This is a genomic window from Streptomyces sp. T12 (assembly GCF_028736035.1).
In the GTDB taxonomy this organism is placed as follows: domain Bacteria; phylum Actinomycetota; class Actinomycetes; order Streptomycetales; family Streptomycetaceae; genus Streptomyces.
Genome location: NZ_CP117866.1, coordinates 7,018,512 through 7,030,727, shown reverse-complemented (window position 1 = coordinate 7,030,727; position 12,216 = coordinate 7,018,512). Strand labels below are relative to the sequence as shown.

Below are 12,216 nucleotides of genomic sequence, written 5' to 3'. Positions count from 1 at the left end.
CGGTCACTCTCGTATCCGTCAAAAGCCTTGAGAACAAAGGGCTGTAAGGATTCGGCAGGGTTTCGGGCGCGGCTCCGTTTGCCCGTTTTTATCCGCAGGCGATAATGCGACGCATTGCCAACTCTTTACATTGGCGCGCCGCAACCTTCAGGGGCTTCGAGCGGTAGTCACTGCGTCCGAGCCCGGAGATCAACAGCCAGTCGGTCAACTGCCGGGCGTGGTCGGACATTTCATCGTCCTGATCCGACATAACCGTCGAAGGAGCATCATGTCCCTCCCCCTGACCCGCCGGATCGCCCGTGCCGCGCTGCTCGTCGCTGCGGGAGCGGCTGCCGGGGTCGGTGCGGCCGGCTCCGCCAGCGCGGCCCCTGAACTGCCCGACGCCTCGAAGGTCGGCGGGCTGACCGCCCTGGACGGCGCGAGCGTCGTCGACGGCGCGGCCACGAACGCCACCGGGCTCGCGGGTGGCGCCGTCGACACCGCGGTCGACGGCGCGCTGCCGACCGCGAAGAAGGCCGGCGACAAGGTGACCAAGACCGGCAGCAAGGCCGCGAAGAAGGCGGTGCCGACCGCGACCAAGGCCGGCAGCAAGGTCGCGAAGAAGGCGACGCCCGCTGCACAGGAGACCGCGGGCGGCGTGGCCGGGTCGGTCGGCAGCGTTCTCGGTGACACGGCGGGCGTGGCCACGACGAGCGGCGTGCCGTCGACCGGCTCGCTGCCGGTGCAGGCGCTTCCCCTCGGCTGACGGTCCGCTGCCGTTCGGCTGCGCCTGGCTTGACCCGCCGACGGGGTCCAGGGACTTCCCTGGGCCCCGTCGGTTTTTGCCTGTCCTACGTCGGCAGGGGCCGCCGTTACGACAGGCGTTCCACCGCCGTCCTCACGCGCTCGTCCGTCGCCGTGAACGCCACGCGTACGTGCCGGCCGCCCGCCTCGCCGTAGAAGTCGCCCGGAGCCACCAGGATGCCGAGCTCGGCCAGGTGGGAGACCGTGGTCCAGCAGGACTCGTCTCGCGTGGCCCAGAGGTAGAGGCTGGCCTCGCTGTGCTCGATGCGGAAGCCGTGGGCTTCCAGGGCCCCGCGGAGGGCCTCGCGGCGGGCCGCGTAGCGGTCGCGCTGGACGCGGACGTGTTCGTCGTCGCCGAGGGCCGCGATCACCGCCGCCTGGGTCGGCGCCGACGTCATCATGCCGCCGTGCTTGCGGATCTGCAGGAGGGGACCGAGGACGTCCGGATCGCCGGCCAGGAACGCGGCGCGGTACCCCGCCAGGTTCGAGCGCTTGGAGAGGCTGTGGACCGCGACGATGCCCTCGTACGAGCCGCCGTTCACGTCCGGGTGCAGGACCGAGACCGGGTCGGCCTCCCAGCCCAGCTCCAGGTAGCACTCGTCGGAGAAGAGCAGGACGCCGTGTTCGCGGGCCCAGGCGACGATCCGGGTCAGGTCCGACTTGGCGAGGACCTTGCCCGTGGGGTTGGACGGGGAGTTCAGCCAGAGCAGCTTCAGGCCCCGCGGGTCCAGCTCCGTCGGGTCGTCGTAGACCTCGTACTCGGCGCGGGCGAGGCGGGCGCCCACCTCGTACGTCGGGTAGGCCAGCCGCGGGTAGGCCACCTTGTCGCCGGGGCCGAGGCCCAGCTGGGTGGGGAGCCAGGCGACCAGTTCCTTGGAGCCGACGATGGGCAGGACGTGGCGGTGGGTGACCTCGCGGGCGCCCAGGCGGCGCTCCACCCAGCCCGTGATCGCGTCACGCAGTGCCGGGGTGCCCCAGACCGTCGGATAGCCCGGGGAGTCCGCCGCGTCGATCAGGGCCTTCTGGATCAGCTCGGGGACCGGGTCGACCGGCGTGCCGACGGAGAGGTCGACGATGCCGTCCGGATGCGCGGCGGCCGTCTTCTTGTACGGCTCCAGCTTGTCCCAGGGGAAGGTCGGAAGGCGGTCGGAGACTGCGGACACGGGATCTGGCTCACTTTCTGGTACAGCCGCTGGTACTGCCACTGCTCATGCCGGATACGGCAACGCCTCGGTCCCGTACGGCGATCAAGGCGATCAGGCCGTACGGGACCGAGGCGGCACGCTGTGCGGGTCGCCGGTGGGGATTACTCGGCCTGCGGCGGGAGCGCGGCGACGAACGGGTGGTCGCGCTCGATCAGACCCAGCTTGCTGGCGCCGCCGGGCGAGCCGAGTTCGTCGAAGAACTCGACGTTCGCCTTGTAGTAGTCCTTCCACTCCTCCGGAGTGTCGTCCTCGTAGAAGATCGCCTCGACCGGGCATACCGGCTCACAGGCACCACAGTCGACGCATTCGTCCGGGTGGATGTACAAGGACCGCTGGCCCTCGTAGATGCAGTCGACCGGGCACTCCTCGATGCACGCCTTGTCCTTGACGTCGACACAAGGCTGCGCGATGACGTAGGTCACGCTGTCGTTCCTCCTCGATAGGGCGCTGGCGGGCCTCCTCAGGCTCCGCCGCCTGGCGCGCGGGAGCGCGGCGTCGTCGATGCCCGCCCCTAGTATCTCCGTTCTTGGGCATGATCCGAACAGGAGGGGTGAACTGACCTGTGGAAATCTCTGCGACGGGGCGCCTTGAGGTCCGCATCACCGCTGCTGACGTGGGTAAACGAGTCTCCGTACGCCGCCTGAACGATCTTGCGGCCGAGGGTGAGAAGTTCACCGACACGGTGGGTGTTCTCGCATCATGGGATGACGATGTGCTGCGGATCACAAAGAAGAGTGGCGAGACCGTCCGCATTCCGGAAGCGTCGCTGGTGGCGGGCAAGGTGGTGCCCGCCGCTCCAGCCCGGCGCCGGGGGCCCGCCGCCTCGTACGAGGAGCTCGCGCATGTCGCCACGCGCGCGTGGCGGCCGGTGGAGAGCGAGCGGCTCGGCGAGTGGGAGCTGCGGGCCGCGTCCGGGTTCACCCGGCGGGCCAACTCGGTGCTGCCGCTCGGCGACCCCGGGATACCGCTGCCGGCCGCGCTCGACGTCGTACGGCGCTGGTACGGCGACCGTGGGCTTCCCGCGTACGTCCAGACCACGACCGGGGCCGAGGGCACGCAGGAGCTGCTGTGCGCGGAGCTGGAGCGGCTGGGGTGGGTGCGGGAGGTGTCCGCCGGGATGTGGATCGGGGCGTTGGCGCCGATCGCCGACCGGGGCGAGCCGGACGAGGTGGCCGGGGTGGTGCTGTCCCGGAAGGCGGACGAGGCTTGGCTTGCGCGGTATCAGCGCAAGGGGGTGAGTGAGGTGGCCCTGAAGGTGCTGGAGAGCGGGCCGTCGGTGTGGTTCGCGACGGTGCCCGGTGAGGGCGGCGGGGCGCCCGCCGCCATCGGGCGGTGTGTCGTGGACGGGCGGTGGGCCGGGTTCGCCGCCGTCGAGGTGGATCCGGCGCTGCGGCGGCGGGGGCTGGCGACCCGGGTGATGGCCGCGCTGGCCGGGCGGGCCCTCGACGAGGGGGCGTCGGCGGCGTGGCTGCAGGTCGAGGAGGAGAACGTGGGCGCGCGGGAGATGTACGCCGGGATGGGGTTCGCCGCGCATCACGCGTACCACCACTATCGCGAGCCGGAATCGCCGGGCACGACCGGCGCCGGGCGGTAGTACCGATCGCCGTGGAAGGGCACGAGCCAGCTATGCGTCCCCCCTACCCCCCACCGCCCGAACGCTCCGCCGAGCTGCGGCGGCGGTTCGCCGAAGAGGCGCGGTCCGAGCGGCCCGATCTGTCCACGCTGTGTCTGCTGGTGGGAGCCGAGGCGGACGGGGCGCTGGACGAGGCGGGCATGGACGCGGCACAGGTGGAACTGGACGCCCTGGCGGGGCAGCTGCCGTTCCGCCCCGGCGGGCCGCGCTCGTGGGCGGTCGCTCTGCGGGAGCTGCTCGGGGAGCGGTACGGGTTTCGCGGCTCCGCCGCTGACTATCGGCGGCTGGAATCGTCGTTGCTGCATCAGGTGCTGCGGCGGCGCAGGGGGCTGCCGATTCTGTTGTCGGTGGTGTGGATGGAGGTCGCGCGGCGGGCGGGGGCTCCGGTGTACGGGGTCGCGCTGCCCGGTCACTTCGTGGTGGGCTTCGGGCCGACCGATGAGCAGGTGCTCGCCGACCCGTTCGACGGGGGGCGGGTGTTGACGGGGAGCGATGCGGAGTTGTTGGTGGCGGGGGCCACGGGGGCGCCGCTGCAGCCGTCCATGCTTTCGCCGGCGGATCCGCTGGACGTGGTGGTGCGGATCCTGAACAACATCCGGGCGTGGGCCGCGACCCGGCCCGAGCGGACGGATGTGGCCCTGTGGGCGGTGGAGTTGTCGTTGCTGCTGCCGTCGCATCCGGCTCGGTTGCGGTTCGATCGGGCGCAGTTGCTGGTGCAGCGGGGTGACTTCGTCGACGGGGCCGCGGAGTTGGAGGCGTATGCCGACGTGGTGGCCGGCGTTGATCTTGCCGCCGCGGAGAAGGTGCGGGGGCAGGCTCGGGCAGCTCGGGCGATGTTGAACTGACTACAGCCAGCCCTTTTCCCGGGCGATCCGTACCGCTTCCGCCCTGTTGCGTACCGCCAGCTTCTGGATTGCCGTCGAGAGGTAGTTGCGGACCGTTCCCTGGGACAGGTGCAGGGTCGCCGCCAGCTCGGCGTTCGTGGAGCCGTCCTCCGCCGCTCGCAGGATCTCCCGCTCGCGGTCCGTCAGCGGGTTGGCTCCTTCCGCCAGGGCCGCCGCGGCCAGCGTCGGGTCGATGACCCGCTCCCCCGCCAGGACCTTCCGTACCGCCTCGGCCAGTTGGGCCGCCGGGGCGTCCTTGACCAGGAAGGCGTCGGCGCCCGACTCCATCGCGCTGCGCAGGTAGCCGGGGCGGCCGAAGGTGGTGAGGATGACCAGCTTCACGGCCGGGAGCTCCGCGTGGAGGAGCGCCGCCGCCTCGATGCCCGTCGCGCCCGGCATCTCGATGTCCAGGAGCGCCACGTCCACGGCGTGCTCACGGGCCGCCGGCAGGACCTCGTCGCCGCGGGCCACCTGGGCGACGACCTCGATGTCGTCCTCCAGGCCGAGGAGGGCGGCCAGGGCCTCGCGGACCATCGACTGGTCCTCGGCCAGGAGAACCTTGATCGTCTGGCTCATGACGGGGATCCTACGTCCGCCGGGGCCGGGTCGGCCGACCCGGCCCCGGCCGCCGGGACACGGGCGGTCAGGCGGAAGCCGCGCCGGGTCCCGCCCGCCTCCAGGGTGCCGCCCTCCTTGGCCAGCCGTTCCGTAAGGCCCGCCAGGCCGTTGCCGGGGCCGCCGCCCTGGTCGCCCGAGCCGTCGTCCTCGACGGAGAGTTCCAGGACGGGGCCGTCGAGGGTCTGGCGGCGCAGGAGTTCCACCGTGCAGCGCCGGGCGCCGCTGTGGCGTACGACGTTGGTGACCGCCTCGCGCAGCGCCCAGGCCACCGCCGTCTCGCTGGGCTGGGGGACGCCGGTGAGGTCCGGTTCGGCGGGCAGTTCGGCGGTGATTCCGGCTGCCGTCAACGCGACCTTGGCGCCCGCCAGTTCGGCGGACAGGCGGGGGCGGCGGTAGCCCGACACCGCCTCCCGTACGTCGACCAGGGCCTGGCGGCTGACCTGTTCGATGTCGGCGACCTGCTGGGCCGCCTTGTCGGGGTGTGCCGGGAGCATACGGCCCGCGAGCTCGCTCTTCAGTGTGATCAGCGAGAGGGAGTGGCCCAGGAGGTCGTGCAGGTCGCGGGCGAGGCGCAAGCGTTCCTCGTTCGCGGCCAGTTGGGCGACCGTGGCGCGGGCCTCGCGCAGCTCTATGGTCGTGCGGATGAGCTCGCGTACGCCGGTCATGGAGAAGCCGCCGAGGAGGGCCGGGAAGAGCAGCGAGGCCAGGAACGACGTGCCGCCGGGGACCGCGAAGGCGACCCCGGTCAGCAGGACGGACACGGCCGGGATGGTCCAGCGGGCGAGGCGGAACGGCAGGGCGGCGCCGGAGCAGATCGCCACGTACACGAACAGGACGAGCCACTCGCGGCCCAGGGTGAGGGCGAGGACGGTCGACTGGGTGGCCAGGACGGCCAGCGAGCCGAGCACCACGCCGTCGGTCTCACCGCGTCCGGTGCGGAAGATCAGGGCGAGGTACCAGGCGACGAAGGCGACCAGGCCGATCCAGCCGAGGACGACGACGCCGTCGCTGTGCCCTCCGTGCAGCAGGTCGCCCACCGGCGCGCTCAGGTAGGCGAGCCAGATCCCGATCCAGAGGACCTTGACGACCTTCTGCCTGCGGTTCTGCGGGCGCTGCCCGATGCCGACGCCGCTCACGCCTTCAACGTGTCCTTCCGGTACAGCCAGGCCGCGCCGCCGGTGAACAGGGCGAAGAAGACGGCGAGGACGGCGATGTCCTTGGCATGAGGGGCCTGGCTCTGTTCGATCGCCTGCCCCAGGGCAGCGTACGCGTGCGTGGGCACCCAGTCGGCGATGTCCTGCAGCCAGGCCGGGAAGGACGTGGTCGGCATCCACAGGCCGCCGAGGATGGACAGCCCGAAGTAGGTGATCATCGTGATCGGGCGGACCGCGTCCCCGCTCGCGAGGTAGCCGAGGGCCACGCCGAGCGCGGCGAAGACGAGGCTGCCGGCCCAGATCGCGCCGGTGAGGGCGAGCCATTGCCAGGCGTCCAGGCGTACGTCCTTCACGACCGCGGCGACGACGAAGACGACCACGATCGACGGCAGGCTCACCACGGCCGCACCGGCCGTCTTCGCGAGGACATAGCCGTGCCCGGGCAGCGTCGTCAGCCGCAACTGCCGTACCCAGCCGCCCTCCCGCTCCTTGGCGATGCGCTCGCTGTTGCCCATCAGGACGGCGGTGAGGGCGCCGAAGGAGGCCATGGAGACCATCATGTAGGTCGGCAGGGTCAGACCCGTCCCGTCGACCTTCGAGGTGCTGTCGGCGTTGCCCGCGATGAGCAGGAAGAGCAGCGCCGGGTACAGCACGGAGAAGAACAGGAACTTGCGGTTGCGCAGGGCGCGGGTCAGTTCGAGCCTGATCAGACTGTTCATGTACGGGCCTCCTCGGCCTCGGTGATGGCCACGAACGCCTGCTCCAGGCCGAGCCCGGCGACTTCGAGGTTGCGGGGGTAGAGGCCGCCGCCGTAGAGGGCGTGGACGGTGGCGTCGGCGTCGGCGGACTGGATGCGGACCGTGTGGCCGGATACGTCGAGCCGGGTCAGGAAGGGCAGTGCCCGCAGGGAGGCCTCGTCGACCGGGCCGTCGGACAGGTCGAAGGAGATCCTGCGCACCCCCGCCTTCGCCTTGATCTCGGCCGCCGTGCCGTCGGCCAGCAGCCGGCCGCGGTGCAGCACCAGCACCCGGTCGGCGATGGCGTCGGCCTCCTCCAGGTAGTGGGTGGCGAAGAGGACCGTACGGCCCTGGTCGGCCTGTTCGCGCATGGTGGCCCAGAAGGCCTGGCGGGTGGTGACGTCCATGCCGGTGGTGGGCTCGTCCAGGACGATCAGGTCGCTGTCGCCGGCGGTGGCGAGGGCGAAGCGGACGCGCTGGGCCTGGCCGCCGGAGAGCTTGTTGACCTTGCGGTCGGCGATCTGTGTGACGCCCGCGCGGGACAGTACGTCGGAGACCTTGTACGGCCTCGGGTGCAGGTCACAGGCGAGCCGCACCAGTTCGGCGACGGTGACCTCGTCCATCAGTCCGCCGCTCTGCAGCATGGCGCCCACCCGCCCGGCGACGATGGCCTCGCGCGGACCGGTGCCGAAGAGCCGCACCGTGCCGCTGTCGGGCTGCTTCAGGCCGAGCAGCAGGTCGAGCGTCGTCGACTTGCCGGCCCCGTTCGGGCCCAGCAGGGCCACGGTCTGTCCCGGGTACAGCGTGAGCGTCAGCCCGTCGACGGCCCGTACGCTCCCGTAGCTCTTGCTCACCTGGTCGAATCCGACCACTGTCGTTGTCATGTGCTCCAGGGTGGCCGCGCGGGCCGGTGCCCCGGCAGTGTCGGCGATCCTGAGTGCCGGATGACAGATGTCATACGACGAGAGGGCACCCGGCGTGCACCGGGTGCCCTCTCTCAGCGGCCGTGCGCTAGCTGGGGTTCGTCTCGATGACGGCCACGCGGTTGGTCTTGCTCTTCAGTGCCTCGGCAAGGGCGACGTAGACGTCCTGTGGCGTGACCGCCGTCTTCTTGCCGTTGCCCCGGGTGATGAGCACGCCGTCGAACGCGCCGCCGTAGAGCTCCTTCAGTGCGTTCAGGTCAGGGGCTTCGACGAGCTTGCCGCCTACCGCCTTGACTCGGAGGAACTTCCACAGGGACTTCTCCGGGCTCATCAGGAGGGGACTCGCCCCGTCCGCCTTGAGCGTCACGGGGGCCGACATCGCCGGCTGAGCGAACTCCTTCATCATCCGGTCGACCTCGGCGTTCGAGACCGTCGGCTGCTGCGTGGTCGTCGGGACGGTCACCGGGTCGGTGGTGCCGGTCTCCACCTGGGTGCGGTAGGCCTCCTCGACCGCCTCGGTGGACTGGGCGACGTCGATGCCCCTGCCCGCCTTGCCGTAGACGGCGACGGCCTTGCCGGACTCGAACTTGATCGTGCCCTCGGTCACGGAGCCGGAGCCGCCGGAGACGTCCTCCAGGGCCGCGTGCAGCTTCTCCTCGTCGATGGGCATGACCGGGTCCACGGTCCGGTGGTTGCCGAAGAGCGAGCCGATGACCGAGACCGGGTTGTAGTCGCTGGTCGCGGCCGCGCTGACCGTCTGCTGCATGTCGAACTGCAGCCCGGCCTTGTCCGGCGCGAGGGTGACGGTCTTGCCGTCCACCGACAGCTTCAGCGGCTGGCCGACCCGCTTGTCGAAGGCGTCGTTGAGCTTCTTGACCGCGTCGTCGCGGGTGCCGCCGCCGATGTCGACGCCGAGCACGGTGGTGCCCTTGGGCACGTCGGAGTGGTTCATCAGCAGGCCGGCGCCGTAGACGCCACCGGCGAGGACGATCACTCCGCCGACGAGCAGCGGCAGCTTGCTGCGGCCCTTCTTCTTGGGCGCGCGGGAGGCCGACGCGTTCGACGAGCCCGGCTCGGGCAGCTTCGGAGGCGTGTGCGGCGCCGGTGCGTCGGTGGCACCCGGGCCGAAGGGGCCGCTCTGGGCGCCGGAGGGTACGACGGGGATGCCGCTGGTGACGGTGTGGCCGGAGACGTTGTCGGCGACGCCGCCGTAGTGCGGGGTGCCGGGCTCGGGGGCCGGTTTCTGCGGGGTGAGGATCGCGGTGTCGTCGCTCAGACCGCCGCCGGGGCCATGGCCCGGGGTGTGGAGGGCGCCGGCGGGGCCACCCGGGCCGCCGGGACCGCCGGGGCCCGCCGGGCCGCTGCCGGGTCCGCCGGGCCGACTCGGGCCGGTGGAGATGCCGGGCACACCGGAACCACCCGGGCCACCCGGACCGCCGGGCCCACCGCGGCCGCCCTGCCCGCCGCCCGCGACCGGGGGCACCGCCGGACCGTCGCCGGTGACCGGACCGGTCGTCGGGCCCGTGGGACCCTGCGGGCCGCCCTGGCCACCACGGCCTTTCGGGCCGCCGAAGTCGTTCGGGCCGCCGAAGTCGTTCGGGCCGCCGAAGTCGCTGGGGCCGTTGAAGTCGTTCGGGCCTCCGAAGTCGCTGGGGCCGTTGAAGTCGTTCAGGCCGTTGAAGTCGGCGGAACCGTCGAAGCCGTTCGGGCCGCCCTGGGCACCGTAACCGTTCTGGCCGTTCGGGCCGCCCTGGGCGCCGTATCCGTTCTGACCGCTCGGGCCGCCGTTCCCGTCCTCCGAGAAGTACGGCAGGTCGTCGCGGCGCGCCTCGCCACCCGGGCGGGAACCGTTGCCGTTGCCCATCGGGCCCGCCGCCAGTGCCTCGGTGACGTCGAAGGAACCGGTGCCTCCGCCGTGCCCGGGAGCCACCGGACCGCCGGTCGCACCGGGGAGGCCGGCGCCGTTCGTACCGCCGGGGCGTGCGCCGCCGGGCACGTTCATCGCGCCGACGACACCACCGGGCCGCCCGGCACCGGTACCCGGGCGCGCACCGGGCGCACCGGCACCGGCGCCACCGGGACCGCTCGCACCGGGGCCCGAACCGCCGGGCAGACCTGCCCCGTTGGAGGGCGGGCCGCCCTGACCGCCCTTGGGCGCGCCGGACTTGCGCGGCGCGAACCAGTCGCTCGTCTTCTCACCCGGCTGCGGGGCGGCGTCGGCCGGGGGCTCGACAGTGCCCGTGGACATGGACGTGGCGGCGGACGGCGCCGACGTCTCGGTGTCCGCGCTGTCCCCGGCGCCCTCGGCTTCGGCGACGGGCTTGCGCACGACGACCGGCGGGATGGGCCGCGACCCGGGGATGTTGATCCGGATCCGGGTCGTCAGCGTGGTCTCGGTCTTGCGTTCCTCCGGCTGCGCGGCCGAACGGCCCGCGCCCGTACCGCTGTCGGAAGCCATGGGGGTCCCGTACGGCGGCGTGCCCGAGGGGTATGCGGCTCCGCCGCGCCCGTTGGGCCCGGAGGACGGAGTGTCAGTTTCACGACTCAAGGCAGGTTCTCCCGGTTGGCTCCACCGCCTGTTCGACCTCATTGCTTCGGACGGCTCGGCGGCGCGCACCACCATACTGGCCACCTCCGGCCCGTATCCCACGACCGCCTGGGAAACCCACACGGGACTCGCACGAGTGCGGCATGGAGAAGTGGTACGTCACTTGCCAAGTCGGACGCGGTCGTCGCCTGGTTGCCGCACCGGCGCGAGGGTGGCGCAGATCACAGCCACAGCCATACCGCCGAGCAGGAAGAGGTAGGAGGCAGCGCCCGTGCCGAACAAGAAGTCGCCTTCCGGGCGGCTGGCGGTGAGCAGAATGACGGCGATCATCCAGCCGCCGGCGGGCGCGACGGCCCCGGCGCGGCTGCCCGCCGCCCAGCCACCGCCCAGACACAGCCCGGCCTCGCCGGCCAGCGCCAGCAACAGGCCGCCCGGGAACCACGCGGGCTGCACCAGCGCCCCGGCCACACCGACCACCGCGCCGAGCACGAACAGCCCGAGGTAGGCGAGGGCCCGCAGGCCGGAAGGCCGCTTCAGCGGCTGGGCGAGCATCGAGCTCATGACGCCTCCCCGACGGTCACACCGGCGAACAGATCGGACTCCTCGTCCGCCGCCCGCTCCCCGCGCACCAACTCGTAGTACTCGGTGGTGAAGAGGGGTTGCGCGAGTTCGTTGGAGAGCGCGAAGTACAGCTCGGCCACGTCGATCTGCGTGGCGTGCGCCCGCATCGCGGCGGCCTTGGCGGCGGCGTACGCGGTGCCGTCGATCACGGTGGTGATCCGCTCGTCGTCGACGACGCCCGGTACGTCGTCCACGGTGGCGGCCTTGCTGAACGGCAACCCGGGCAGATCCGCCTGAAGCCGGGCGAAGGCTTCCTCGGCGACCGTGCGCGGGACGCGGTTCCAGTAGATCTTGGAGATCTCCCACCCGGCATCGGCGGCCAGCTCGGCCGCGCGCATGGCGATGCGGTGGGCCTGGATGTGGTCCGGGTGGCCGTAGCCGCCGTCGGGGTCGTAGGTGACGAGGACCTGGGGGCGTACCTCCAGGATCACCTCGACGAGGGCCCGGGCCGCGTCGTCGAGGTCCGCCTGCCAGAGGCCGGCCGGGTCGTCGTTGTCGGCGAGGCCCATCATCCCCGAGTCCTCATAGCGACCCTTCGCACCGAGGAGACGGAAGTCCTCGACGCCGAGCTCGCGCATCGCGGCGGTGAGCTCGCCCAGGCGGTGTTCGCCGAGGTCTGCCCCCGTCAGGTGCTGAAGCTCGGGGGGAATGACCTCGCCGTGCTCGCCGAGGGTGCAGGTGACCAGGGTCACGTGCGCACCCTCGGCCGCGTACTTGGCCATGGTCGCGCCGTTGTTGATCGACTCGTCGTCCGGGTGCGCGTGCACCAGGAGCAGACGCCGGTCGGGCAGTTCCGTCATGGGCCCCACCCTACGAGGCCACACCGACAGTGCCGCCCGGCGCGGCTCAGAACTTGATGCTGCCGATCATGCCCGCGATGTTCGTCGTCAGCTCACTGATGGTGGGCGCGACGGTCGAGGACGCCAGGTAGAACCCGAGCAGCATGCAGACAACCGCATGGCCGGCCTTCAGCCCTGATTTCTTGATCAGCAGGAAGACGATGATCGCCAGCAGCACCACCGCCGAAATCGAGAGTGCCACGGCGGCTCACCTCCAAGAATCCCAGGGGCGGGGGGGTCGGACTATGGGGGCAGATAAATCCATGCAGCA

Annotated in this window: 13 protein-coding genes; 3 read left to right on the top strand and 10 right to left on the bottom strand. The window is 71.7% G+C overall.

Annotated features, from left to right (window positions below; genetic code table 11):
• Positions 1 to 268: 268 nt before the first annotated feature.
• On the top strand, positions 269 to 745 hold the full coding sequence (locus PBV52_RS31830; protein WP_274243014.1) for an ATP-binding protein: 477 nt from the start codon (positions 269 to 271) through the stop codon (positions 743 to 745).
• Between the two features lie 106 nt (positions 746 to 851).
• Here the strand turns inward: PBV52_RS31830 and PBV52_RS31825 are convergent, their stop codons facing one another.
• Both PBV52_RS31825 and fdxA read right to left on the bottom strand, forming a co-directional pair.
• Positions 852 to 1,946 (bottom strand): bifunctional succinyldiaminopimelate transaminase/glutamate-prephenate aminotransferase, encoded by a 1,095-nt coding sequence (locus PBV52_RS31825; RefSeq protein ID WP_274243013.1) that lies wholly within the window; start codon positions 1,944 to 1,946, stop codon positions 852 to 854.
• 143 nt (positions 1,947 to 2,089) lie between these two features.
• Positions 2,090 to 2,410 carry a ferredoxin gene (gene fdxA, locus PBV52_RS31820; RefSeq protein WP_007495984.1) on the bottom strand — a complete coding sequence of 107 codons (321 nt, stop codon included), beginning with the start codon at positions 2,408 to 2,410 and terminating at the stop codon, positions 2,090 to 2,092.
• Between the two features lie 140 nt (positions 2,411 to 2,550).
• Between fdxA and PBV52_RS31815 the strand changes: the two genes are divergently transcribed.
• Together PBV52_RS31815 and PBV52_RS31810 are read left to right on the top strand one after the other, a co-directional pair.
• Entirely contained in the window at positions 2,551 to 3,582 is a 1,032-nt protein-coding gene (locus tag PBV52_RS31815; protein WP_274243012.1) for a GNAT family N-acetyltransferase, read from the top strand.
• A 32-nt stretch (positions 3,583 to 3,614) separates the two neighbouring features.
• Positions 3,615 to 4,466 (top strand): transglutaminase-like domain-containing protein, encoded by an 852-nt coding sequence (locus PBV52_RS31810; protein WP_274243011.1) that lies wholly within the window; start codon positions 3,615 to 3,617, stop codon positions 4,464 to 4,466.
• Here the strand turns inward: PBV52_RS31810 and PBV52_RS31805 are convergent, their stop codons facing one another.
• The 8 genes from PBV52_RS31805 to PBV52_RS31770 form a co-directional block, all read right to left on the bottom strand.
• Positions 4,467 to 5,081, bottom strand: a complete 615-nt coding sequence (locus PBV52_RS31805) for a response regulator transcription factor (RefSeq protein WP_274243010.1) — start codon at positions 5,079 to 5,081, stop codon at positions 4,467 to 4,469.
• Positions 5,078 to 6,259 (bottom strand): sensor histidine kinase, encoded by a 1,182-nt coding sequence (locus tag PBV52_RS31800; protein ID WP_274243008.1) that lies wholly within the window; start codon positions 6,257 to 6,259, stop codon positions 5,078 to 5,080. Before PBV52_RS31800 ends, PBV52_RS31805 begins: the two co-directional genes overlap by 4 nt.
• Positions 6,256 to 6,996 (bottom strand): ABC transporter permease, encoded by a 741-nt coding sequence (locus PBV52_RS31795; RefSeq protein ID WP_274243006.1) that lies wholly within the window; start codon positions 6,994 to 6,996, stop codon positions 6,256 to 6,258. Before PBV52_RS31795 ends, PBV52_RS31800 begins: the two co-directional genes overlap by 4 nt.
• Entirely contained in the window at positions 6,993 to 7,898 is a 906-nt protein-coding gene (locus tag PBV52_RS31790) for an ABC transporter ATP-binding protein (protein ID WP_274243003.1), read from the bottom strand. Before PBV52_RS31790 ends, PBV52_RS31795 begins: the two co-directional genes overlap by 4 nt.
• A 127-nt stretch (positions 7,899 to 8,025) precedes the next feature.
• Complete coding sequence (locus PBV52_RS31785) at positions 8,026 to 10,485, bottom strand: hypothetical protein (RefSeq protein ID WP_274243002.1); 2,460 nt, start codon at positions 10,483 to 10,485, stop codon at positions 8,026 to 8,028.
• A 159-nt stretch (positions 10,486 to 10,644) separates the two neighbouring features.
• Entirely contained in the window at positions 10,645 to 11,046 is a 402-nt protein-coding gene (locus PBV52_RS31780; RefSeq protein WP_274243001.1) for a DUF6113 family protein, read from the bottom strand.
• Positions 11,043 to 11,906 (bottom strand): N-acetyl-1-D-myo-inositol-2-amino-2-deoxy-alpha-D-glucopyranoside deacetylase, encoded by an 864-nt coding sequence (gene mshB / locus PBV52_RS31775; RefSeq protein WP_274243000.1) that lies wholly within the window; start codon positions 11,904 to 11,906, stop codon positions 11,043 to 11,045. The genes PBV52_RS31780 and mshB overlap by 4 nt, the downstream gene beginning before the upstream one ends.
• Positions 11,907 to 11,952: 46 nt before the next feature.
• Positions 11,953 to 12,147: a hypothetical protein gene (locus PBV52_RS31770; protein WP_019755516.1), complete on the bottom strand. Its 195-nt coding sequence runs from the start codon at positions 12,145 to 12,147 to the stop codon at positions 11,953 to 11,955.
• Between the last annotated feature and the right edge of the window lie 69 nt (positions 12,148 to 12,216).